The organism is Bacteroides sp. MSK.18.37 (genome assembly GCF_019129155.2).
Classification (GTDB): Bacteria; Bacteroidota; Bacteroidia; order Bacteroidales; family Bacteroidaceae; genus Bacteroides; species Bacteroides ovatus.
This window is the reverse complement of sequence record NZ_JAHOIB020000001.1, coordinates 4603859-4629808: the sequence shown is the minus strand read 5'-3', so window position 1 is coordinate 4629808 and position 25950 is coordinate 4603859. Positions and strand designations below refer to the sequence as shown.

General features: G+C 41.2%; 13 protein-coding genes. All 13 read right to left on the bottom strand.

Going from position 1 to position 25950, the window contains the following annotated elements:
• Nucleotides 1-10: 10 nt before the first annotated feature.
• The 13 genes from KSX81_RS17565 to KSX81_RS17505 all read right to left on the bottom strand — a co-directional run bounded on the left by KSX81_RS17565 (nt 11) and on the right by KSX81_RS17505 (nt 25886).
• The gene (locus KSX81_RS17565) at nt 11-2122 is read right to left on the bottom strand and encodes a hypothetical protein (RefSeq protein ID WP_004301639.1); all 2112 of its coding nucleotides are present in this window, start codon (nt 2120-2122) and stop codon (nt 11-13) included.
• 123 nt (nt 2123-2245) lie between these two features.
• Nucleotides 2246-3919: a RagB/SusD family nutrient uptake outer membrane protein gene (locus KSX81_RS17560; RefSeq protein WP_217725631.1), complete on the bottom strand. Its 1674-nt coding sequence runs from the start codon at nt 3917-3919 to the stop codon at nt 2246-2248.
• A 2-nt stretch (nt 3920-3921) separates the two neighbouring features.
• Nucleotides 3922-7062 carry a SusC/RagA family TonB-linked outer membrane protein gene (locus KSX81_RS17555; protein ID WP_004301631.1) on the bottom strand — a complete coding sequence of 1047 codons (3141 nt, stop codon included), beginning with the start codon at nt 7060-7062 and terminating at the stop codon, nt 3922-3924.
• Between the two features lie 20 nt (nt 7063-7082).
• Complete coding sequence (locus KSX81_RS17550) at nt 7083-8762, bottom strand: hypothetical protein (RefSeq protein WP_004301626.1); 1680 nt, start codon at nt 8760-8762, stop codon at nt 7083-7085.
• Between the two features lie 7 nt (nt 8763-8769).
• Nucleotides 8770-10503: a DUF5108 domain-containing protein gene (locus tag KSX81_RS17545; RefSeq protein ID WP_032846044.1), complete on the bottom strand. Its 1734-nt coding sequence runs from the start codon at nt 10501-10503 to the stop codon at nt 8770-8772.
• 16 nt (nt 10504-10519) lie between these two features.
• The gene (locus KSX81_RS17540; RefSeq protein ID WP_004301622.1) at nt 10520-12067 is read right to left on the bottom strand and encodes a RagB/SusD family nutrient uptake outer membrane protein; all 1548 of its coding nucleotides are present in this window, start codon (nt 12065-12067) and stop codon (nt 10520-10522) included.
• Nucleotides 12068-12080: 13 nt separating this feature from the next.
• Nucleotides 12081-15347 (bottom strand): SusC/RagA family TonB-linked outer membrane protein, encoded by a 3267-nt coding sequence (locus KSX81_RS17535; protein ID WP_004301619.1) that lies wholly within the window; start codon nt 15345-15347, stop codon nt 12081-12083.
• 12 nt (nt 15348-15359) lie between these two features.
• A complete protein-coding gene (locus KSX81_RS17530; RefSeq protein WP_004301617.1) occupies nt 15360-17633 on the bottom strand; it encodes a fasciclin domain-containing protein in 2274 nt (757 codons plus the stop codon).
• Nucleotides 17634-17659: 26 nt separating this feature from the next.
• Entirely contained in the window at nt 17660-19351 is a 1692-nt protein-coding gene (locus tag KSX81_RS17525; protein WP_217725632.1) for a polysaccharide lyase family 1 protein, read from the bottom strand.
• A 173-nt stretch (nt 19352-19524) separates the two neighbouring features.
• Nucleotides 19525-21954, bottom strand: coding sequence for a glycoside hydrolase family 88 protein (locus KSX81_RS17520; RefSeq protein ID WP_004301613.1), 2430 nt, complete (start codon nt 21952-21954; stop codon nt 19525-19527).
• A 302-nt stretch (nt 21955-22256) separates the two neighbouring features.
• Nucleotides 22257-23567, bottom strand: coding sequence for a glycoside hydrolase family 28 protein (locus KSX81_RS17515; RefSeq protein WP_004301612.1), 1311 nt, complete (start codon nt 23565-23567; stop codon nt 22257-22259).
• Between the two features lie 293 nt (nt 23568-23860).
• Nucleotides 23861-24295: a hypothetical protein gene (locus tag KSX81_RS17510; RefSeq protein WP_004301610.1), complete on the bottom strand. Its 435-nt coding sequence runs from the start codon at nt 24293-24295 to the stop codon at nt 23861-23863.
• 46 nt (nt 24296-24341) lie between these two features.
• The gene (locus KSX81_RS17505) at nt 24342-25886 is read right to left on the bottom strand and encodes a right-handed parallel beta-helix repeat-containing protein (protein ID WP_004301607.1); all 1545 of its coding nucleotides are present in this window, start codon (nt 25884-25886) and stop codon (nt 24342-24344) included.
• Between the last annotated feature and the right edge of the window lie 64 nt (nt 25887-25950).

The following is a 25950-nucleotide window of genomic DNA, read 5'->3' as shown; positions in this document are numbered from 1 at the left end:
TTGTGTTTGATTATGGTAATGGCTTCAATCCTTCCCAACGGACATTCCAAGTTCCATCTTTCGGAAATCCCGGATTAATCTCCGTACATCCGTCCCAACCGGCACACATCATCGCAATAGCAGTCAGCAAGCCGCCATTACCCGGTAAATAAATACGTAAACGACCGTCCTGATAATTATGACCATTCGGCAAGTATGTGTTTGTGCGTTTATCCATCAGTAAAGCTCCGACGGCCTTTTCCGGTTCACCCAAACGGGCAGCATTCATAGCCGTCATCGGATAATCCCATCCCCAGGTTTTACCCCAATTCCAGTTATCCCAAATCCAGTGCAATGTATTTTTCATATAATCTTCCCGGATAAGTTTATTCATCGGAAGAATACCGACTGCCCCTAATACTGCCATGTGGTCGGAAGTATAACGAATATCTTTATAAGTATCTATGGCTGTTTCAGCAGCCAGATAAAGTCCTTCATTATTAGATGCTAAAGGGGAAAGTTTGTCGATCATTTCATCCCATTCCAGACTACGTTGCTGTCCCATACGTTCACGCCATTGTTGAGCGGTCTGCATGGCAAAATGCCAGTAAGAAAGTTCAAAAGGAGGATTAATTGTTTCTGCAGCACGCAACGTTTCTTGTGCAGGAATGGCACCTTTCAATACGTAACGTCCTTCCAGTTCATCGTATGTAGCAAAAGAGTACATAAATTCTGCAGTCTCCTGTACCAAACGATTATATTTCTCCAATACTTCTTTAGTCGGATCAGCACGATAAAGTAATTCTGCCAAATAAATTAAATGAGGTTGTTGCCAAATCAGAAAACTTCCTACTTTGGAAGGGGCTTCTGTTCCTGAAGGATCGGTCATTTTCATCCAGCGAACACCATCAAACCCTTGTCTTTGGGCTATTTGACGCGCTATCGGTTCAGCCTTTTCATACCAGCCTAATGTACGGTCAAGTAAGTTGCTACGATTCCAAAGAGCAAATTGAGCCTCGTGCCACCAGATCATTTCAAGATGGAATTTGCCAAACCACGAATTATAGGTAAGCCCCGTCTCTTGCGGAGGAGTAGTACCTGCGCTCTGAATAGCAAGCAAATATTGGCTAAGTACCACACGTCGTTCCAGTTCTTTGGCCCGTGGGTCTGTACATGCCGAAAAGTCAACAGCTGCGCCTTCCTTCCAAAACGAGTTCCAATAGTTTTTTGCTTCTTCTTGAGTTTGTGCTACAGTAACAGGCTGCGTTGAAGGAGCTGTACTAGTAAAAGCACATGTAAAAGCTAAATGATCGTCCATCGGAGTCAGGACAAAATAATGTTTTGCTTTCTCATTGAAAGTAGCCTTCCCTTCCCAATACAAAGTTACGAAATACTCTGTGCTATCTAAAGTATGTTTCAAAACTGCGGAAGATTCATTTTGAGTAACAATAGCCGTTGTATGTTTATCAATGGCTTCCCAATTACATGCATCATCACAATGAGCGCCCGTAGGATACGGAAAACGAAAACAAATCCCGGTATGCGCCTTAGAGGTAATATTTGCAGCAATCATATCATTAGAAGGATGGCAGACTGTCTCCACTTGATAATCTTCACCGTTTAATTTAAACCGACTTTCGATTTTTCCATCCCACAAGCAAAGTTTCTGATGAACGTCAGTTACCTGTTCAATATCCGTACCTTCTTCCACGTCAAAACCGACAATTCCTAAATGAAGACGATGCGGATTGACACGAAACCAATTAGCGGCATCCTGCTGTCTGCCTTCTTCTTTGAATTGAGTAGCGTAAAGTTCTTTCTTTCCCCTGCCAAAATCGTATTCTTTCAGGGTTTCTTCCGGAGTAAGCCGGTCCGGATTGGCGAAGCTATGCCAGCCCCACTGGCTTTGCGTTCCCAATGGAACTCCTTTTTTATAATTGTCCGGAAACGTCTGTAATCCGGTTATGTCTACCGTATAAGCAAACTCTCCATTTCCTACAGAAAGTGAAGCTAATGAATCGAATGCCGTCACAACAGGACTATTCCTTTCTACTAATGCCTCGCGGTCAATTATCGGCTGATTTCCATCTCCGCAAGCTGTCCAAATAAAAAGTACTGCAATAGATACTGCGAATGTTTTCATGATTCTTTATTATTGTTATTTACAAAAGTATTTATATTTGAAACAAATGACGCGGATTCTCATTCAAAAACCCGCGTCACCCATATTTTACTTAATCCATGTCAGTGGATTATTCAGGAAATTTTATTTTAAATTCCATTTGATGAAATAGTCTCCATTCATGATCTTTTCACGGATAGCGGCAACATTCCCCTTGCCTTCATATTTCTCGCAAATATATTTTGCCATAATACTGTTGTCATTATAACGTTTCGCCATACGGATCATAGCTGGATAAACCTTTCCTTCACAAGCCATTTCCAGCATCATTTCCTTCAACAGTTCCTCATCATTGCTTTTGATATCATTGGTGAATGACCGAGAGCCCATATTGGTTTTGGCAGTTCCACGCAAGCCGTTATCTCCATAAGCACGGTTAGTAATACTCGTCGTTCCGTTTGCCAGTTTATATACAGTTTTCAAACTGGTCCAGTGGGGAGTAAAGCCGTTCCATGTTCCGGAAAGAACTCCATCCGCATTTCTCTCGAATTCATCCACATAACCTTCAACACCGGTATTTATCAATGCATCAACGGCATTCTTCTTGCCGAGTTGGTTGAACGCTTCCGCCATCATGAGATAAAGTTCTGCACCACGGTACAAATAGACAAACACGTCATCGCGATAAGCGGCACGCACCGGATTATAGGGCGGACGGAATTTGCTGATAACCCACTTGCCATTGTATTCCTTGAAAGTATAGGTTTTCCTGAAATCTTCTTCGTTGGCACCTATCGGGTCGAAGTCTTTATCCGAGAAGCGTTCCATCGCTTTTTCAGCAGGAGCAAGCCAGAACTTATTGGGGTAATCGGAATCAAAATGTTTTAACAGACTGTTTGTCTGCTTATTCTGATAGTTGTACATAACAGCAGATACCGACTCATAATCGTAAGGAGTCTCGTAATTAAAGAACTTTCCCCATTGTCCCAGCAATTGGGCGTTACGCAGATAGGCGATAGACTGGTTCTGACTCTGTTGGTATCTTCTATTCATTTCACCTTGTATCAGATCAATACATTTCTGGTATTTACCCATCCACAAGCAGATTTCCGCATATACGGCATAGTAAGGAGGCGTCATCATATCCCAACGACGGTATTCACTGTTTGCAAGTTCTGTATCCGGATCCACCCAGTCTTTCCAAGCAGTCTCGTATGTTCCGTCTACATCATCAAAACCAATGTCCAGCAGATTTTTGCAGGCTGCCATGACATCATCCAATTCCAAAGTCTTGAATTTGGAAAGATCCCTTAATGAATCCATCGGTTTGTCCACCCATACGACTTTACCATAAATCTTGGCAATCGTCATAAAAGTCCATGCTTTTATACGCAACGTACTGCTGACCAAAGCTTTATAGCGGGTCATATCTATTGAATTGCTCTCCTTGTATGTCTGTAACTTCCGAAGATAGTCGTTGCACGCATTGATTATCTCATAATATCCAGCAGGATTCGCATACGAGTTTCCTTCCAGATCATCATCATAATTGTACAAGCTATACAATTCTGTGGGAGCGGTTGAGGTGGGTTCTACCAGTTCCCCCCTTAGTTCATTCAAGTAAATTGCCTTGTCACCGACAGCCTGCATCTTTGCCATGATACCCATATATCCCGAATACATTTCGCTCTCTTCAGAAATATATTCGCTGCCGTCCAACGTGTCATCCGTATCTACTTCAAAGAAGCTGTCACAGCTACCCATTACAGCAGCTGCAAAGATCAATGCGACATTCAGTATTATTTTTTTCATCTTCATAATTAGAATTTCAAGTTTATACCCAGTTTAACGGATTTTGGTTGCATTACTTTCGCATAATCGAATCCTTGTGTTGCGTTGTCGCTAGACGAATAAGCAAATTCAGGATCCAATCCTAAATATTTGGTAGCTGTCAGCAAGTTTTCACCGGTTACGTAGATCGTTCCGGAGCGGAAGAAGTTCCATATCGGTTTATCAAAGTTGTAGCTCAATGTGATATTCTTTATACGCAGATAAGAAGCATCCTCTATCCAACGTGAAGAGAAGTTGTTATTGCCGATAGCGTCTCCGAAGGTTGCACGAGGCATATCAGTCACTTGCCCTTCCACGCTCCAACGATTACTGACGGCAACGCTCTGGTTAGAAAAAGAAGAAGCCGATTCCAAAGTACGTCTTACGGCATTGTATGCTTTGTTTCCTTTAGAGTATGCAAATTCTGCGGACAGTGCGAAATGCCGGTAGCGGAAGTTAGTGTAAAAGCCTCCGAAATAATCGGGAGCGGCGCTTCCCAAAGATATACGGTCTTTTATGTCAATACGTCCGTCGTTATTCTGGTCAATGAAACGCACGTCACCGGCTTGATATGCCTGCATACTGCTGTTGACCAAATTGGCTTTGTCAGCTTCGGCTTGAGTGGCATAGACTCCGTCGGCCTGTAATCCGTAGAATTCGTACGGGCTTCCACCTACACGACTGACCACTGTGGCGCCATCGCTATATTCCAATGTCTTTTGGTCATATCCGCCTAAAGACTTGATCTTATTGTCGGTGAACGCGATATTTCCTCCCACAATCCATTCGAAATCGCGCAGATGGATTAAAGAAGCCTGGAAGGAGAGTTCTACCCCTTTGTTGTCGATTTTTGCACAGTTGGTATAATAGCCGGAAGTACCGTAAACGGCTGAAGTGTTGACATTCATGATTACATCCTTGCTTCTGCCCCGATAATAATCAACTCCCAAACTGATGCGGTTTCTCAAGAAAGCGGCGTCCAAGCTCAAGTTCATCTGTGTGGTCACTTCCGGTTTCAGGTGTGTATTCGGGATTTGTGTCCGCACAATGCCGGATACTGCCATGTACGGCAAACTGCTATAGTAATTTCTGCCATAATTGGAAGAGAAACGGCTGTTGCCGGTAACACTATATTCGGCACGGAGCTCCAGACGGTTAACCCAATCCTTGTCAATCAGGAAAGACATATTCTTTGCCATCCATGTCAATCCGGCAGACGGATATACACGGAAACGATTGGTATATTTTCCATTGGCAGAAGAACCGTCGACAGACATATTTGCAGAAACATTCAAAAGATTGTTATACGTATAGTCGGCATGGGCAAAGATGTTCATCCAGTTCCATTTTGCCAGATAACCGTCGAAATAAGAACCCACCTTATTGGCAGAATTTAATACTTGATAAAAGTCGTTTGTCGTATTACGGGCAAAAGCTCCATCAAGTTCGTTCTGCGTAGTCAGCACTTGGCATCCCGCCATTGCGTTAAGGACGTGTCTGTTACTGAACACTTTGTTGAAACGGGCATTCAGGTTATAGAAGTAGTTCTGCGTTTCCGCCACTCCTTCGCGCACGACGTTCTTCTGTTCACCGTAAGTGTCAATAGCGGGAACAATAACCGGATCGCTTACACCCGGCATGAAGATGTGCTCTTTGTTATAGTTATAATAAATGCCAAATACACCGTCGACAGACAGTCCGGGAATAATCCGATAGTTGAATCCGGCTTTGATATTGACATCATATTGACGGTTGTTAGCGTCCACTTCGTTCACGATGGCGACAGGGTTACTGACTGCAAAAGTCAAATCCTGACAGATACCATAATAATAAGATGAATAAAGAGGAGTAAAGTCACCATTGGACGTTTTCTGGTAAGGAGCAAGCAAAGGTGATTGCGCATAGGCTGCCAAAATCGGGTTGGTATGCCGGGACATTCCCTGTTCTTGGAAATGACCGTTCATATAAGCCAGACCGATAGTGGCATACACTTCAAAGTTCTTGCTTACGAGGAAGTTACCGTTTAATTGCGTGTGATAACGGTCTTGCTTCGTACTTTTCAGTATCCCCTGTTCGTTGGCGTAACCCAATGACAAGTCGTACTTGGCAATATTGTCACCACCTTCTATACGGAACAAATTGTCTGTGACGAATCCATTCCGGTAGAGTTCATCCTGCCAGTTGGTATTGTTGTTGTAAAGGTAACCGTTTTTGCCTTCTGCATCATTCATGAACGGGAAATTATTGAAAAAGTTCTCCATATTTCCATAGTAATTCATACCCATGTCAGACAGGAACGACTTATAATCGATACCAGACAAAAGCGGTATACGTTTATCATTCCAACTCATTCCGAACTGTCCGTAATAACTGATTTCCGTGTTCATATTGTCTGAAGTAGCACCGTCGGTTTCTATCAGAATAACGCCATTGGCACCCATCGAACCATAGATAGCAGCTTCCGCACCCTTTAAAACAGTGATGTTCTGAATATCATTGATATTATAGGCTTGAAAAATATTTCGACTATATCCGTTGATCATCTGCGAATTGTGCACGTCAGGAATATAAGGAATGCCATTGATAATCACTAGCGGAGCGTTGTTACCGACAAATGAACGCACACCGCGCAGATTCATATAGCTTCCTTCCCCCGGCATACCACTGCCGCGAGTGACCTGTAAACCGGCGATCTGACCGGCTAACGCACGGTCAATATTCATGCTGGCAGGCGTGAAATCCTTTTTAGTGATGTTCTCTGCCGAAGTAGTGACTTCATTCGTTTCAACCCGAAAAGGCAAAACCGTTGTCTCATTATATTTATATTTAGATTCGGGAATCAGGATGATGTTGATATCCTTCCGTCCGTCCAATGCCTGACGAACCGTGTAGTAGCCTACCGCCCAGACAGAAATCCACGCTTTCTTCAGATCCTTACATTCAGTTTGGAATACTCCGTTTTCATCTGTGGTCACATCTTCACTTCCTGTAACGGACACTACCGCTCCCTTCACCGGAGTATTGAGAGAAGATAGGATTTTTCCGCTTACCTTGTCCTGTTTCTGCGCACATACATCGGCTGCAAAAAGGCAAAGCAGAAAAGTGAAAAATAAAATTTGTATCTTTTTCATTTTGTCTTTATTTCATAAGATTAATAACAATCCTCTGTAGGTTTCAAACACCAGTGGAAGAAGATAGCCTTTGTCAAGCTATTACCTGAACCTTCAAAACGTATCGTGATAGGTTTGGCTTCTCCCGTAACGACCAACTCATTGGACATGACTCCACCATCGCGATCATAGTTACTATATTTGCTAACTCCGGCAGCTTTGGCAGCATTAGCATCATATCCTTCCGCATATCCACCGCCATTACGGTCGAAATGGAAATTGGTACCTTTATTTGCACTTTCTGAAGCGGTTCCTACCTCCACGTCATTGACAAATATCTTCACCTGTCCAACTTTACCACTTTTGTCCTGTTCAAATCCGAAATAAATCTTATATGTTCCTTCCGGAATCTTATAAGGTGAAACCTCATGCTCTGTAGTTCCCATTTCTTTATACTTGAATGGTGTAAATTCAAGCGTATAAGTTTTGTTTGCAGGATCTGCCAGATCATACACCAAAGTGTAATAATAGATTCTAGGAAATCCCATTGCAGGCCATCCGTCATGATAACTTTTACCATCGCTATGTCCAATTTCCTTATATGCCAGATTTGTCGTTTTGAAATAAGTTTCTTTTTCTAATGCCGTCATCTTTTCATAGTAATAAAAATGATCTTTCAGACGATAAATCAACACATTGGTAGGAATTTTCATCTTCTTCACATAGTATGCAGTTCCGTTACTCATGTTTACCGGATGGTCAAGATCTACTTCCTGAACGGTGGTACGCCACTGCTTGGAAAACACCGATTTGAGGTCTTCGTTCTCCTCAAAATCCAGTTTAGTGTACTTCTTGTTGAAAAACGCAGCTTGGAATACCCAGTTTCTAATGATACTGTCTTCGCGTTCCAGTCCCCATTCTGTCAGTTTCTGACGTGCGGTAGTCAAAGCATCATTGATTACCTCGTTGGAAGGAATCAGCATGGTTGCAGTCACGTTTTCCGACATAATGTCGAAGCCTTTATTCTCAAAATAAGGGGCTTTTACAGTAAATACGGAGTCGTAAACCGTATTTCCCGTGTTGTCCACTCCAATAATTTCACTGGCGTTCTTGTCGAATGTCAGTTGATTGCGCGACAAGATCATCTGACGGAAAATGGAATAATCGTCTCCCAATGATTCAATAATCTCATACATACTTCGCGGAGATACAATCGCCTGATCCAGTATGTAAAGATAACCATTAGTCAGTTTCACTATTTTAGTTACTGTTGCATTATTGAACTGGATGATGTTCCCGGTTTCTTCTTCCGTTTTCTTGATATTCAAAAATTTGCCACTCCACATCAAAAGACGTTGGCCATCTGTAATTTTAGACGGAGAAATAGATGCATCGGAGATATAAGTTTGAGCGGTATATACATCATCGTTGCTTGCAGCTCTTGTTGGTGCCAGATCTGCTTCCGTAGCTAAGATGGTGTACATCTGTTCCTTTTTCTGCATTTCGTCAATCATACCGGTTTCCTTAAACAACTGATACATATTGGTCAACGAAGATTCTTCTGCCAGATACTCGGTCAGCGGTTTATTGACAATCGTAATTTGGTCATTGTTTACTGCACTCTGCTCTTGAGCGTAATGGTTGTCCCATGTGTCGGAACAACTACTGCCTATCAATGTCAGAAAGGATAGAGCATATAGTATGTATTTTTTCGTTTTCATGGTTCTTTTATTCTTCTATTACAGGTTCAAATAAGATATAATCCAGATAAATACGATATTTAGAGTTGGAACTAGCGCTAGCTCCCGGATCTTTCAATACTATTTTTAAAGTATATGATTGAGTATCTGTAAACTCTATTTCATTATTTATGACGCTTTTATAGAGTCCTAATTTAGGAGCTGAACCTTCTAATTCTGTATAAGGCTTATATTCAGTTTGCTCGTTCAACAAAACTTCTTCTGTTCCGCTTATCAGCTTGAAATCCATTTGTCCGCCATTGCTATTACTTTGTTGCTTAATGAATAGTTGCGATGTAGCATATCCAAACTGCAGAGTCACTTTATATTTACCTTTGATAATGGAAGGAGTTTGCATGGAAACCCATCCAGTGTTACCAATATTCAGCATTAGAAGATCACCATTATTTGCTGTTTTCCAATCATTTTTTGAACTTATCTGGAAATAAGTAACATTATAATAACTGTCATACGCTCCTGCCGGATTTACTAATTCATATTGATAACAGTTTAATTCTGTCACCGAACACTTTTTCTCTTCATCTCCTACTGCCTGAAATTTGATACCTTCTTCTCCATGACCAGCTGCAATCCATTCACCGATGAGGGAGTAATTACACAAGTCGAACAAAACAGTTTCCGGTTCAGCTTCGGCGATGGGCAACCATGTGCTGACTTGATGAATGTATCCGTTCTTTGCCTGCAAGTCACTGTAATCTTCGAGGAACGTGGCACGATGTTCCTCATCTGCATAGTTGAGATAGAAAATATCATTCTTGTTGCTTACCTTGACGATATTTCCGGTACTTGAAGTATCCCAAATTTTAGAAGTTACGTCTGCTGTATCAAAACTCCTCATTTTCTTCAGATCATAGCTTCCCGGCAAAATATGATAGGCAACGTACTGATAAAGAGCATTATCCGGATTAGTATAGTCAGAACCTGCTTCCAATTTCCGTACTAAATCTTGCAAACTACTGATACCGTTTTCACTAAAAACTGCATCCGTTACGGCAAGGAAGGTATAGTTTCGCTTTTGCTGAGTAGTACCTCCCGACTGATTTTCTATGGTGTCGTAGATGGTATTGATTTCCTTTCCCCATCCGGTAGCATCCAATGCACCTTTCAGGATGGTGTAGTCTCCATTTTCAGCGATACGTTGATACACACTCTCGGTCAACGGAGTCAACGTGTTTTCAAGCACATAAACGTAGCCGTTTGATACCAAATTGGCAAACTCTATGACATGGGCTTCCTTATTCAGATAGACTGATTGCAAACCACCGCCGCCATTTTCAGCACTGCCGAAAGACACCGAAAGGAAGTCATCGGAAACCGTTTTTTTACTTAACGTGCCTTCTTGCTCGATAAATTTTTCCTGACTGATTGTATCTTGAACAATATGAAAAGAAACTAGGTTACGAGCATATTCCACTCCCAATTCTTCAATAGAAGTAATCCCCTTCTTCGTATAGAATGCTTTCACCGCCTCGTTCGTGGGGACAAAAAGGGTGAAATATTGAGTCGCTTGATTGACGGCATTGTATAGGTCAGCGTATTTCATAATGGAAATCCATTCTGAAAATTCACCGGAACGGCTGGACAAGTAAGTAGCAGCCGGCTGTATATCATAAACAGAGAACGTGTCTCCTTCATACGGATCATTGCAGGCCGTGCATAAGATAATGAGCAGCATCCAATAAATCCTTCCTATCTTTTTCATTTTATTCATGGTTTGATTATTTATCATAATAAGGGTTCTGTTCCAATAATCGGTTGGTGTTCACATCACTTTCGGGAAGAGGCAGATACCAGGCATCGCTGTTATTCAAAGCGGAATTTAGCCATTTAGGCTCTGCGGTGCTGTTGTTCTGCATCACGAGTTCCTTAAATTCAGCCTTATACTTAAAATTTTGCTGCTTTCCCAGACGAAGCAGATCATACCATCGTTTTCCTTCTGCGGCAAACTCCATGTCCCGTTCGTTCAGCAATAGTTGCAACAAATCCAGTTCACTAATTTCTTCCATAGCCACGGTCAAGGGAACTAAGTTGGAACGTTTGCGAATCTGGTTCATTATCTCTACGGCTTCCGTCCAATTCTCGCTACCGCCTTTCCGAATCAATGCTTCGGCTTTCATCAACATGACATCTGCCATCCGGTAAATGATATAATTGGCATCCATCTGATTTCCACCACGGATAGCTATCAGACTATTTGTACCCATCCCTGAGTATTTCCAAATAATGGCATTATCGGGATAATCGTCATAATAGCTGGGTGTATGAAGATTTTCGCGTGGTGCACATGAACCGAAATAAGTACGGACAGCCTCTTTCAGACTCTCCTCATACAAACGCAATGTCATCGCTTCAGAATACATATAAGTTTTATTGGTACTGGAAGTACTGTATGGCATAATACTAGTCGGACAATTGTTTGTCTGGTAATAAGTAGCGCCATCGAACTGCAATTCAAAAATGGACTCATTGCTATTGCCCGGATAAAAAATTTGGAACCATTGGCTGGGGACAGACATGAAAACCGGACGCCTACCGGAGGTAGCATTAATTAGATAGTCAGCGTAAGTGACGCATTCGTCATAATCTTCCGCCCATAAGCAGGTTTCCGCCATCAACGCATACAAAGCCCATTTGGTGGAACGTCCTTTAGTTGCCCATGAATCTTCAAAAAATTCCTTGGCTGCATTGGTATCCAGAGCTGTACGCATATCGCTCTTTATTTGTTCCAAGATTTCCTGTTCAGATGATTTGGCCACATTGGTCGGCATCTCATCATCCACGTAAGGTTCGGTGATCAAAGGTACTTCTCCATAATTACGTACCAGATACAGATACATCAATCCACGAATAAAATAGGCTTCCGTACAGTGTGAATTCATCTGGGATTCATGGTAACTTTCGTCTTTCTCCATCACACCCGGCGCATATTTCAATACAGCATTCGCCATGCCAATGGCTTGGTAGAATGTACCCCATGCCACTCTTGAATTGTTAGGAAGTACTTGAAAATTCTGGACTCTACCATTCTCGGTAGCTCTGGAAGGAACAATTACCGATCCGCCCCGCAACTCTCCCCAGTCAATCATATATGGAATACAATTGCGCATACAACTGTATCCTTGCGCAAGGATGGATTCCACGTCTTCAGCAGATTGCCAGTACATATCCGTGCTCTGCTTGTCTTTAGGCAGTACATCAAGCCAGTCACTGCAACCGCTCGTCAACAAGCCTCCTGTCAGTAATAGTATAACAAATATTTTTTTCATGTTCGTAGCGTTTTTAAAAACTTAGATTAAAACCACAAGTGAGCTGGATGGAGGTCGGCGTTACCGCTTCATCCTTTGCCAATGTTCTTTCCGTCTTCACTTCCGGATCCTGTCCTGTATATTTAGTAAAAGTGAAGAGGTTACGGCCGGTCACATAGAAATCAATATTATTGACTCCCCAAGCTCTGCATACTTTTTTAGGCAGACGGTAACTCAATGATAAAGTTTGCAAACGAAGATAAGAAGCATCTTCCACAAAACGGTCGGAACCTAAAGTGTTGTAACCTTCCCCATAAAGCGCGCGCGGGATTTCGGTCATATCACCTTCGTTGCGCCAACGTCTGAGCACAGCGGTACTTTGGTTGTTGATTCCGTACATAGATTCGTTGTTCAAACGAGTCATGTTAATGACTTTCTGTCCGTAACGGCCATAGAAGTTGGCAACCAGTTTGAATTGCTTGTAAGTAATGTTAAAACCGCATCCTCCGGTAAATCTCGGCTGTGAGTTGCCCAAATAGACAATATCATACTGATTGATGACACCATCATGGTTGATGTCTTCATATATGGCATCACCCGGAGCTACAGTATAATGACCGTTCATCATTACAATAGGATTACCTTTAACGTCTTTCATAATGTTGCCCTCTGCATCACGTGCATGAGTTGCTTCCGCATTCTGGTAAACACCTTTGTAGCGATAACCGTAAAAAGAGCCTAAAGGACGATCGACTTCATAACGAAAAGCATAGTTCCCGTTACCGAATGTGTAGTTTTCTTCCGTATAGTTTACCGGAATTTCTGTAATCTTATTGGTATTTTGGTTGATGTTGAAATTGAATCCCAACTGAAAGTCCTTACGTTTAAGAGCGATTATGTTTGCACGGAACTCCCAACCTTTATTAGTCATCTTTCCTGAGTTATAGTAAGCCATCCTATATCCACTACCGTAACCAATGCTGGTAGGCGTGCTCATTTTTGGTTGCAACATATCTCTTGTATACTTCTGATACACATCCACTGTTAGACTTACTCTGTTCTTGAAAAGAGAAATATCCACTCCTGTATTATATTCGGTAGTCGTTTCCCATTTCAACCTGTTGAGCTGCATGCTACTGGGTTTGATGGAGTTCATATTCATATAGTTGTCACCGGATGCATAAGAACCCAGATAGATGGAAGTACCTTCGGCGCCATTACCTTTTTCACCGACACTGAAACGGAGTTTGAATTCATCCAACCACTCGTCTGTGTTATTCATGAACGGTTCGTCAGCCAAATGCCAAGCAAAACCTGCCGCAGGGAAAATCCCCAAACGTTCGGACTTACCCATTGCCGAGTTACTCTCTACTCCAATGGTTCCGTTGAATACATAACGGTTGAGCAGCGTATAGTTAACAACGCCAATGCCATTGATATTACGCACCTTAGAATCACCGGAACTTACTTTTTGCACCGTGCTTCCGATAGTAGGGTCGGACAGGCTGGAAGATGCATTACCGGAAGTTTGACTGCCATAACTGGAGTTAGTCGTTTCATTCGTACGGAACAACAAGTTGGCAACCAATGAATGTTTGTCTTTCCAACTGTTGCGATACATCAACTGGTTTTCCGTAGCAATGGTCAGCTGGTCGGAAGAGGTATCTGTACTACGGTTGGCAAAACTGTCTGTCCAAGGAAGGCCGGTAGCAACCTGAGGCAAGAACATACGGCCTTTGGTATTACGGATATTCAAGTTCGCATAGGCTTTATAAGTCAACCCTTTCAATATCTGATATTCGATACGGAAAGTCATCTTGCTCTCCCGTTGGATCGTTTTCTTGACGCTCTCGTTTGCCATCGCTACCGGATTGTAATATTTGCTACCATTACCGTCCTCCTTGAATGCCGGATCCAAGTTGCTATATTCACTGTGATTGAAATACTGTGAAGTAAGTTCTCCGGTCGTGTCGTCAACGTAATAAGGCGATTTGTTTGGAGCTTTGCGGAAAGCTTCCGAGCGCACGTTGTAATAGTTTTCATCTCTTTTTGATTGAGAGTAGTTGAACTGTGCCCCGAAATTCAATCTTCTTGAGAACTTATAGTTGATACTCAAAGAAGAATTCAAACGGCTGAATCCGGTTCCGATCGTCGTACCGCCTTCATTGAGGTAGCCTAGAGAAAAACGATAAGTGGCTTTTTCACCACCCCCGCTCATGGAGAAGTTATTATCCCATGTCTGTGTATTCTTGCGTACCGCAGCCAACCAATCGGTATCTTGGTTGTATTCGTCAAAATAAGTCCAGTCCGGTTGATAACCGATCTCCGGAGAGTTATAAAGCATATTCAGATAATTTAGCGAATTACTAAGACCTATATAGTTGGCACTGTTCCACAGAGCTTCGGAAATCATGGCTGAATATTGGTTACCGTCCAGCATCGGAATGCTCTTCGGTTCAAACTTGGCAGAGAATTTGGAAGAGAACGTGAAACGGGTCTTTCCTGTTACTCCTTGCTTGGTTTTGATCATCAATACACCGTTACCGCCTTTAGTACCCCAGATGGCAGTAGCAGCAGCATCTTTCAAAACTTCAATGGATTCGATGTCCTGTGGAGATATGTTAAGTAATGCTCCCAAATCATCATTACTGATCGTAGAGAAGTCGGTATCGTCACTAATATTAGCCGGATAGGGCACACCATCGATTACAATCAACGGGTCGGCATTGGCATTCAGCGTACTTGCACCACGAATCTGAATATTAGCACGTGCACCCGGGTCGCCACCGCCCAACACAACATCCACACCACCCAACTGCCCTTGCAAGGCATCTTCGATGGTCGTAATCGGAGCTATGTCTACCAAGTCGCTCATCTGTACTTTCTGGGTAGCGGAAGTCTGTTCTCTGGCGGTAATACCCAATTCATTGCGTTCGATACGTTTTCCTTCAATGACTACTTGGTCAATAGTTCTCGTATCCTCCTGCAAGGTGACGTTCAACTTTTCTTGTCCCGTATACTTGATTCTCTTCGTTTTCATTCCAATATAAGAGAATACGATTGTCAGGTTTTTCTCCCCGGCAGGAATCTTCAGATTATAGATACCATCTACATTGGAAACGGTTCCACCCAAAGAACGGTTCTGGGAGTTCATGACGTTTATGTTGACTCCCATCAAAGGATCCGCTGTCGATCCGAACATTTCCGATACTTTACCGGACAAGACTTTGACTTGCCCGAAAGCCTCTCCGGTAGTGACAACGAATACTAATGCTACTAGTATGTATTTTAATAATTTCATAACTTATGTTTTTCATTTTAAAAAGACGCCATCAATCAAGTGAAAACAACCGTCTCCAAAAGCAAACGGGAAATTGGAATAAGTTGAAACCACTTGGCACTTGCCGTGTCCCTGCAATTCGAGGTTCAGAGTGCTTCCATTATCCGTATAAATGAGGTTGGGAGCTACGCTACTTTCAGTCTTGTATGTTCCGCTTTTGAAACTGGAACCGGGATAAGGATAGGCCGCGATGGTGTTTTTGGCACCGGTGATAAAATAGGAATTCAAATAATCCTTCAACGTCGCTGTGTCGAACTCTCCGGTCAGCTTGCCGTCTTCATCGAAAGAGGCATTGGTAGCGCCCGGAATCTTTCCTTCTGACAATGCTGTCTGTATGGCTTCATTCGTCGGAATAAATGCGACAAAGCGTCCTTTGCCAAAGATATTCATCATAGTCTCACCGACAGTAATACCCGCCTCCTTGAGCAATTGGGCAAAGTTGTAATAAACATAGCGCTTGTCGGCACAAATAGCGATGGAACGAGACAAGTCACCATTTTCCGCGCTAAAGAGCTGTTCATTGTCAAACCAATAAGAAGTACCGTTAGAGCCTTCACCAACTTTCGTGAACGAAGAGAATACCGTTCCTTGGAATTCTGGATTCAGTTGCATATTGAAACGGGCGTTACTAGTGATTTTCCCGTCTTTGACAAACCAGAAGTTCCAACTTGTCTGGGTAGTAATGACCCTTATCCCATTGTCCGGCAAAGAAGCCGATTGCGTTTCCGGGATATTCGCCGAATGAATATTCACAATACCTTGTTTGGAAGAATTGCTCAATTCCACCCATCCATCTTCCGTGTTCTGTTCCAACGTTGATGTGCTATAAGAGGTTCTAATCTCTGAACCTTCAAATTGCGCTGCTTTCGGAATCAACATAATGTATTTTGCATTGTTTGAAACGAAAGATGGTTGAAGAGAGGTTCCGTTCATTGCATAAAGGAACGAACGTGCTTCTTTATTTTGGAACATGGTGCCAAGTACGGAAGCAAAAGTAGTCGGTGTGCTGATTTTGTTCATACCATATAATACTCCGTTGACACACATAATTTTATCGTTCAGCGTATTCGGATTGACATTGATTTCGGAACCTTCCACAGACACGATTTTATCCTCACTTTTCGTACTACTGATACTCTTTTCTATGTCACCGGGAAATACTGCTAATCCGGCATCAATGAACTGACGCAGGAATGAATTCATAGCCAGTTTATCAACTTCGCCCAAGGAAGTATATCCTCCTTTTGCCCAGAATTCCTCAAAGAAGCTGTCGATTGCAGTATTGGACGGCGCAAAGATGGTATAACCCATAGCTGTCAAAGAGGTGAAAGCGAGTGAGGAGCTAACCGGCCATTCGCAAGCAATGTTAGGCAGACCATTGTGTTGATATTGGTATAAAGTGTCCACACCGTATGCTGCAGCATATGATTTGGTCAGGTTGTCATCGGCAACATATTCTCCAAAAGACTCGTATAGATTGAAAAATGTAGAATATTCGTCCCGTTTTTTCATCTCGGTATAGATAGTTTCCAAAGGTTCAAGCACACGGTCAATGGCATGAATGTAACCGTTGTTGGCTATAATGCCATACTCTTTGACAGATGCATTGGAAACATTGAATCCATTGTCTCCTGTCCAAGTGGAATTGGGGTAGAAAGCTTCGTAATTGCTTTTGGCATCCAGCTTTCTTGACTGAAAAAAGCGGTAAGAAAATACCGGAAGATAACGTTCAAGATGATACACCATAACGGAAGAACCATCGGATCTGTTTTCTAATTCCGGAGTGTCCGAACTTCTGGTGCGGTGCTTGTAGAATAATCCAGCATCAACATTTTTTTCTTCTTCCGTTTCTGTACTTCCCACAGGACGGAAATTAACTAGATTCTCTTTGGTGTAAGAGTAATAAAGTACATGATAACCAATGAGCTTTTTGACTTCGTTAATGGGCACGACTTCAATATTGGCATATCCTTTTTCGTTCAGATAAGCCTGAAAGGCTGTGTCATCAGGAGCCATGATAGTCAGAATACTTTTGCCTTCCAGCATTTGTTTGTAACCGGAAATCTCCAGTCCCCGTAGGAAGATAGAATAGTTACCGTGTTCACCGGAACTTAACACCTCCCATGCGTTGTCTGCCACCCAATCGGGCACTTCATAGTGCTCGTCCATCTTATCCTCACACGAAAGCAAGATCAATGGAAGGCATAGCAGCCACAACATCTTTTGTAAAAATGTAGCGTTTTTCATTGTTTGATAAATTATTAGATAAGTTACTATTCTCCGTATGCTTCTTGCCATGCTTTCTCATATTCATTTGGGAATTCAAGCGAAAGAGCATAGTTTTCAATATTAGTATATCCGTTTGCTGCAGTTCTTACAGCATCATTCGGATCATTTTTATTTAAGCCCCATTTATCTTCAAAATCATCGGGCATACCGTCACTGTCCGTATCTACTCTAGGAGTGCCAATATTGATGCTTTGCCAAGTCTTGGCAAGAGGGTATTGGCGTTCTAGGTTTTGGTTACGGAAAATCGTTCCTTTAATCCCTAATGTGGTTAGTTCATCAATCATGAATTGATCTACCAAATCACGATTGGGTAAAACCGGACCAACATTTTTAACAACCCAGTGATAGGCTTCTGTAGCACTAACTTTTATGGTGATTTCCGGATGCTGGCTGTCTGGTTTACTCAAAAAGACAGGAGTGGCACTGCAATAAGTTTGCCAATTGCCTTGCGTGATTTCAAATCCATTTAATGTGCCATCTTTATTATCATCGTAATAGTTGCCTACACAATAGGTATCGAAATCGCCATCACCGGTACCACCAATGAAAGGTTTAGTCGGATTTACTTGTTGATAAGTATCTGCCAAATAATTGTTATTGTCACTACTTATTCCATTATAATGATATTTCGTTTCATCATCGAACATACTCTTATCTGTAGTTGCTATAGGATATGACGTATTCACCCATGTATAAGCTGGTCCTTTGATAAAATAATTATTTTCAATGACTGTGTTGGAGTGCCCAGAAGATTCGCCACCCATATTATAAGCTGCTCCATTTCCCCAATTGTAGAGAACATTATTAACAAATTGATTCAGTCCTTTTACTTTAAAATTACGAGTCTTATTATCAATAAATAGATTTCGGTAAACAGTAATTCCTTCTTCGTCACTCGTTTGAACTAATCCTCCACAAGAGTGATTCTGACATCCTTGCCCTAGTATTGAATTTTGTAATGTAATGTTATAAAGTCCCTCTGGCTGTTTGTCATTGTTAAGTGAAAAACATTCATCTGTCCCCCATGTAAAAGAACAATGGTCATAAATTTGGTCGTGACCGTAAGCCGCTCCTCCCGCATCTATATTGTCACTGCCACTAACCTGCCGACCGGCACGCATACGCATATAGCGTACAATCAGGTTATCTGCATTGGTAGAAGAAGTCCTACCATTATAAAGTTCAATACCATCACCTGGAGCTGTTTGGAACAGAACCGTTTGGTTGTCCTTAAATACGAGCACTTCTTTGTTTAAATCAATCACACCCGATACGTTAAATACTATAATTCTGTTTGACTGGCTGACGGCATCTCTTAGTGACCCTGTACCGCTATTATTCAGATTGGTTACAACATAAACAGATTTAGTGTTACTTCCACGGGCACCATCAGCGTTTCTTCCATATCCCACTGCACCAGGAAATGCTGGTGCATTATTACTGGTAAAGGAAGGAAATGCCGGACCTGTAATGCCTTCATTATTACCTTCTTCATCATCCTCCACAAAAGTAATAGGGGGATTAATAGCAGGGTCTACATCTTCTTCATCTACCGGTTCTTTATCAACACAAGCCGCTAGCGATGAAAACGAAAATAAGAAGAAATAGAAAATGCTTGTAAAGCATTTCATGGCAATAGATATGCCTTTCCTCTGAAAAGATACAGTGTTTTTCATTCTTATAAAATTATAATTAAAAATACTTATTTGATTAATAAATAAAATCAAATTTAAAAAGTGTACATCCTTTAAGGAGTGCCCTTAATAATATTCTTAGGAATAGAAATATCCACAAATACCCTTACAAAAGTGTTGCAATATATAGCAAATATTTTCATCCCAGAATCTTGTTATTTATTCAACTCAATACATCCCATAATGAAAGGTCCTGTTGCTTTAGCATCATTATCTCTCATCTTCTCTCCTATATAATACTCGAAACTGCCGTCACGGTAAGGCTTACCACCTAACCCACCCACTTGGCAACATCTTGTCAATGTCAATGTTCCGTCCGGATTTGAGATTAGCAGTTTATTGCACAGACCTTTAAAGGCTTTTTCTGCAATGGCACGATATCTACTATCAATATATCCTTTATTTACAGCTTTCATATAGGCATACATACATTGTGTCGTAACAGAAGCTTCCGGAAAATTACCGGTACGTGAAGGTTGGTCAATTACCTGATACCACAAGCCATTTTTATCTTGGTATTTTGAAAGGGTTTCTGCTAATTCTTTCGTCCATTTAATCATATCAGCATAACCTGAATGATCTTGGGGAATATATTCCAAAGCATCTACCATAGCCATAAACCACCAACCTATACTACGTCCCCAGAAATTAGGAGAATGACCAGTCTCCGGATCAGCCCATCGCTGGCTCCGGTCTTCATTCCATGCATGATAGTAAAGTCCGGTCTTGGCGTCATAAGTATGTTGATGGCATAGAGTGAATTGTTTAACAGCCTCATCAATCCATTCCGGACAATTAAATTCAGCTCCATATCGAGCCATAAAAGGAGAAGCCATATACAATCCATCCAACCACATCTGATTAGGGTATATTTTCTTATGCCAGAAACCTCCATCTGTTGTACGAGGTTGCTTTTTTAGCTGATCTATCAAATTCTCGATAGCCAATTTATATTTCTCCTTTTTGGTTTCCTTGTACAAATCAAACAGAACTTTTCCGGAATTTATATAATCCAGATTATAGGTTTCTTTCTTATATAAATGAATCTCTCCTTTGTCGTCTACCAAAGAATCAGCCCATGCCTCTACATAATCAAAGTACCTACGGTCTCCTGTTTTCTTCCAAACTTGTAACATCGCACAACAACCTACTCCTTGCGCATAACCAAAATACAGGCGTTTTCCATGATCCAGTTGCCACGCTTCCGGGAAACGACGAATTTCCGAATCGGCAAACAGACGATAATAAGTGTCGGGAGCAAAAGTATCCGTACGGAAAGGAACTGCCGGAAGTCCGGCTTTATTAAACAGATTCACTCTAAAGAAAGTCCCATAACCGTAGCGTACAGCTACAGGTGCAGAGACATAAGTTGAAGAAAGTGTTATCGAACTTCCATCAATCACAGCATCAGCCGGATAAAACCGCGCATCATTGCCGGCAATAAAAAATCCTTTTACCGGTTCATTGCCGGGTGTCTGCAGGCCACCTTCCGCAAATTCAAAATCTAATGTAATTTCTCTCCCATTCACTTTCATTGATTTGTAGAGAGGTCCTGAATAAACAATCTTTTTACCATATTGCTTTGCTAATGCCCAAGCTGCCAGCCGTTCGCCCGGTGCAACTTTATTTCGTGGATGTATGTCGGTAGAATCGGCTGCATCCGTCACTACTGCCATACCAATGTTTTCAAGTCCACTTAACCATGTTTTTAATTGTGCTTCACGAATACCTGCCGGTTGTTTGTAATGTGGTGCAATCTGTACAAAATAGAAAGGCATATCCGGCTGATTCCATTCTTTCCGCCAACTATTTATCAAGTTAGTAAATACTTCCTGATATTTCTCATAGCGAACAGAGTTGGATTCTCCCTGATACCAGATATTTCCTTTCACTGTATACCCTACTATAGGAGCAATCATACCATTCCACAAAGTAGCCGGAACCTTACACTTATCTTTTTCCCTACTCACCTTTTCCTTCGAATATTGTTTTAAGACATCAGCATACAGCGGATTGTTTTCCATCACTTTCATACTTGTCCAGGATTCAGCATGTGTTCCTCCCCAAGTAGACTGAATCAATCCAACCGGTGTACTCAATTCTTTATACAATTTACGTCCAAAGACAAATCCTACAGCAGAAAAGTCCTTCAGATTCTCCGGATTACAAACCACCCACTTTCCAACGCAATCTTCTTTTTCACCATCAGGTGCCAGTTGATGCTCTACATGAAACAGGCGGATTTCCGGAAAATCAGCATCTTTCATTTCTTCCGCTTCATTCAACATTCCTGTTTTCCATTTCACTTGCGGATTACGGGCTACGGGAAATTCCATATTTGACTGTCCCGTACAAAGCCAAACTTCACCTATTAATATATTATTGATCCGGATCTTATTATCACCTTTCAACATTACAGATTGTCCGGAAGTAGCAGCCGGTGTTTGTATCATCAGTTCCCAATGACCGTTTGCTAAAGCAGTCACCTTGTATTTCTTATGATCCCATGAAGTCTTTACCAAAATCTTTTCTCCGGGACGTGCTTTTCCCCAAAAACGTACTTTCGCATTTTGCTGAAGTACCATATTATCTGATAATATAGAAGGAAGTTGTATATCTGCATGAATACCTATTGGAAAGAAACAGACCAATAACCACAGACAAAAAATAATTCTACAGAATTTCATTGTATTTTATAGTTTTAGATTCAATATTTTACTGAATAAGCACATGTCAAAGATACCGCATTACATGGTAGAGTTAAAGAAAAGGAATATGGAGAATTCGACTTTCTTATGTAAATTCATGTGCGTACAGCCCATCACACGCCTATTTTGTACGATTTTACAGGCTATGTACGATTTTCCAGTCTTTCTACCATTCTTTTTTAATTCACTTTATTTATCTCAACCTTTCTCATAACCAATGCATCAATAATATTTTCATCTATCTTCACATCTTTTTTAGCCGTAATAGTCAAATTGTCAAAACAGAAATTGGATAATTTATATTGTTTTGATTTCTCTACAGCAAAAAAGGAATCACAATCCAGATGAATATTACGCATTGTAATATAGCTGGAATACGAGACTGGCATATCCTTGCGATCTTTCAAATCATAAAACTGTGTCCAAGGAGCAATAAAGATACAATTGCGGACATTTCCTTTTATGTCTTCAACGAGGATGTACTTATATTGTTGGGGAGTATCCGGACGCATTTTCAACCACAACAGGCGTTTAGCCTGATCCAGATTACAGCGTCGAAGAATTATATTATGATTATATATCGATTCGCTACCGCAAGTCAGCACTCCGTGACAGAATCCGAAAGTACAGTCTTCAATGATAATATCACAATTGCCACCATTATCGGGATCTTGATCAGCCCATGGTCCTTTGCCACCTTTTAATGCAATTGCGTCATCATTAACCGACATATAGCATCCCTTGACAAGTACATTTTTACACGCATCAATATCGATTGCATCCGTACTTGGAGCCTTTATGGGAAAAGAAGGTGAAAAGATATGCAAATTCAAAAGTTTTACGCTATCACATTTATAAATGTGAGTTGTCCAAAACGGAGAATTAACAAGTCGCACATCTGAAACTTGTACATTATTGCTATGAGATATATGAAGTAGACGAGGACGCAATTCATCCATATTAGTACATTTAGGAATAACACGCCGCCGCAACCAAAATGACTTCCAATATCGTTCACCGTTTCCATCAACTTTTCCGTTTCCGGAAAGGGTGAAACCATCTACCTTATCAACATTAATCAAAGCTGAAAAGTACTTTAGGTTCTGTCCCTCCATCCGTGTTTCTATTACAGGAAAGTTGCTAATATCGTCACTACCTTTTAATATAGCTTTCTCTTCCAAATGCAAGTGTGTTCCCGGTTTAAAGAAAAGCGCACCACTAAGATAAGTACCTTCAGGTATAACAATGACTCCGCCTCCATTATCAGACGCCAAATCTATAACAGCCTGAATTTGCTCTGTCTGTAACAGTGTACTATCATTCACTACTCCATAGTCGGTAATCAAGAAATTCTTTCCTAATCCATTTATATCAGTTTTTTCATTTTTGTAAAACCAATCCGGTATAATTTTACCATCGGGAAATTTTTCCTGACTAAACAGTTGCAGACTACAACATGTCGCTACTATTAAAAATGCTGACTTTATCATTTTCTATATCTCGTTACTTTTTTTGCAAAAGTACCGCATGTTTCCATTTGCCCCAAAGCAAAGGATATGGAGATATTGATTTTCTTATGGAGTTCTATGCAAAAGATTCAAATACTACTTATCTATATACAATATTCCATATTCAGACTTATTTTTGTACATATATCGAATTAAAATAAAACGCTCTCTACAGTATCAAAAAAGCGCATCCTCTTTATAAAAGAAGACACGCTACGAATAGAGTTAAGTTTTTCTTATATCATTTATTCCGGGATGAACAATCCGGTAGACTATTATTTTGTAAACACAATCTCTCCTTTACGTCCGCCACCACGAAGAAAGATTTCATAAGTACTATTACCTGATTCTTTTATTTCCAACAGATCCAAATCCGTATTTTTTGTTTGTTCCCCGCGTATAACCGTTTTTAATACCCCTCCTGTTTTCCGCCCAGTTGAAAGTCCTCCTTTCCAAGTGAGTATATATTGTTTTCCTTCTGTTAGATTGGTTATTGCTACTTTTTCTGTAGCCAAAGTCATGCACCAGTTATTGGGCTGTTCAAGTTCGATCGCAATATCCCAGGTGAAATGAGGAGTTCCGGTTATACCAGTTTCTTCCGTAATAGTATCTTCCTTGCTACATGATGCGATAAGAACACAAAGTAGCAGGAAAAGCATTGCTTTCCTAAATATATCCAATGGTCTGTTTATTATCGTTTCTCTATTCATATTCTCTTTATTTTATGAATCGGTTTCATAATTCTATATTTCTGCGTCACCTGATCTGTTTCAATTTAGTTACGCCACCATTATCTGTCGTCGCTTTCAAATCAATTTCTCCCTTATAGGCCGATAAATCCACTTGTCTATCAGAGAAAGAAACTGCCTTACCATTAATATAGAAGTACACAAATGCTTCTGCGCCATGACCTACTATCTTTGCCACATCTCCCTCAACAAGTATTGCCGCATCTTCCAGCCAATCATAGCTAGTATCTTCACTGCCCCCGGCAAGAAAACAACCCATTCCGGCATTATATAATTTACTATTCGTCTTCAGCCGCAAAAATTCTACATAAGGAAGACTTCCGTCTGACTTACGAGGTAAGGCAAGCTGGGAAGCATCCAAACTAACAAAATCATCATCCGTCACAGCCATATCTACCGGAAGAAAAGAGTTGTTTGCTATTTCACATTCCGCTTGATTAACGTCTATGATATGTTTTCCCGAAGACTTTGGTGTATGCGACAAGTTATTCTTTATAATATGACCATATCCCGGCACGTCAACCGCTTCCGATGCAGTCTTCCTGTTCAACATACAGAAATTGGACGGGTTCTGATAACCCGTATTATTATACCACGCTATCCCTCCTAAATGATGATTGGCATAAAACCCCTTATTCTTATTCATATAAGCAAGGCAGTACTGAACAATGTGCATAGGAATCACACTTGGTGCTTTAGGATTATCACTCATCCCATATCCTCCGGACTTAAATCCGGTGCCATCACCAGCTTTACCACCGTCTTTCGTATATCCATTCAAGAAAGACCAACAGTTATCAATGGTAAAAACCGCCTGGCAGTTAATCAAATCAAAACCATCATCACTGTTATACCACGCACGACACCCCCGGAATACATTGCCTGTATATTGGGGAGAAGTGAGATGTCCACCGAATCCGTCGACGTTTCCACCTTTACCGCCATCGGATACAGGATCATAATTATTATAGGCATCGCAATTCAGCACCAGATTGTTCTTACCCGTCACTATATAGAAACCGATCGCCATACCGTCATGCATCGACAGATGTTCGTAGATATTATCACTTCCCCCTTCATTGCGGAAACATTCGGACTGGGTATGTCCCACAATAGTTACTTGTGTTCCCACCACCTCTATATTTCTGAAATGCAAATAAGAGCCACTTACATAAAACACAATAACACGTTCATTTTCCGGCTTTACCGCCGAAAGGTCAAAAACCGGACGCTCATTTTTATAACCGGAGTAACAAATTCGTTTGTCCGGTCCAGTTCCACTCTTTGACATTTTAAATACCCGGCTCCAAGTAGTACTTCCCGCAGTATAATGTTCCATTATCTCTGCTTCCGTCACTCGATATGTACCTTGCCGGATATATACAGTATCTCCTGCCATCACTTTTGATTGTGCTTTGTCCAACGTGGCAAAAGGCTTATCAATCGTCCCACTGTTTGAATCGCTTCCATTAGTAGCCACAAAATAATTCGTAGCCGAAAGAGAAAAGAGGAAACATCCTATAAAAAAAAGAAGAAGGCTAATGCGTTTCATGGTATATCAAGTATTATGTAGCAGCAAAGCTACTGTTTTTTATACCATAGGAGCTGTAATATCG

What these genes read in the sequence shown, in the direction of transcription:
- KSX81_RS17565 (WP_004301639.1), bottom strand. Translation starts at nt 2,122, where the DNA reads ATGAAAACATTCGCAGTATCTATTGCAGTACTTTTTATTTGGACAGCT.
- KSX81_RS17560 (WP_217725631.1), bottom strand. Translation starts at nt 3,919, where the DNA reads ATGAAGATGAAAAAAATAATACTGAATGTCGCATTGATCTTTGCAGCT.
- KSX81_RS17555 (WP_004301631.1), bottom strand. Translation starts at nt 7,062, where the DNA reads ATGAAAAAGATACAAATTTTATTTTTCACTTTTCTGCTTTGCCTTTTT.
- KSX81_RS17550 (WP_004301626.1), bottom strand. Translation starts at nt 8,762, where the DNA reads ATGAAAACGAAAAAATACATACTATATGCTCTATCCTTTCTGACATTG.
- KSX81_RS17545 (WP_032846044.1), bottom strand. Translation starts at nt 10,503, where the DNA reads ATGAAAAAGATAGGAAGGATTTATTGGATGCTGCTCATTATCTTATGC.
- KSX81_RS17540 (WP_004301622.1), bottom strand. Translation starts at nt 12,067, where the DNA reads ATGAAAAAAATATTTGTTATACTATTACTGACAGGAGGCTTGTTGACG.
- KSX81_RS17535 (WP_004301619.1), bottom strand. Translation starts at nt 15,347, where the DNA reads ATGAAATTATTAAAATACATACTAGTAGCATTAGTATTCGTTGTCACT.
- KSX81_RS17530 (WP_004301617.1), bottom strand. Translation starts at nt 17,633, where the DNA reads ATGAAAAACGCTACATTTTTACAAAAGATGTTGTGGCTGCTATGCCTT.
- KSX81_RS17525 (WP_217725632.1), bottom strand. Translation starts at nt 19,351, where the DNA reads ATGAAAAACACTGTATCTTTTCAGAGGAAAGGCATATCTATTGCCATG.
- KSX81_RS17520 (WP_004301613.1), bottom strand. Translation starts at nt 21,954, where the DNA reads ATGGTACTTCAGCAAAATGCGAAAGTACGTTTTTGGGGAAAAGCACGT.
- KSX81_RS17515 (WP_004301612.1), bottom strand. Translation starts at nt 23,567, where the DNA reads ATGATAAAGTCAGCATTTTTAATAGTAGCGACATGTTGTAGTCTGCAA.
- KSX81_RS17510 (WP_004301610.1), bottom strand. Translation starts at nt 24,295, where the DNA reads ATGAATAGAGAAACGATAATAAACAGACCATTGGATATATTTAGGAAA.
- KSX81_RS17505 (WP_004301607.1), bottom strand. Translation starts at nt 25,886, where the DNA reads ATGAAACGCATTAGCCTTCTTCTTTTTTTTATAGGATGTTTCCTCTTT.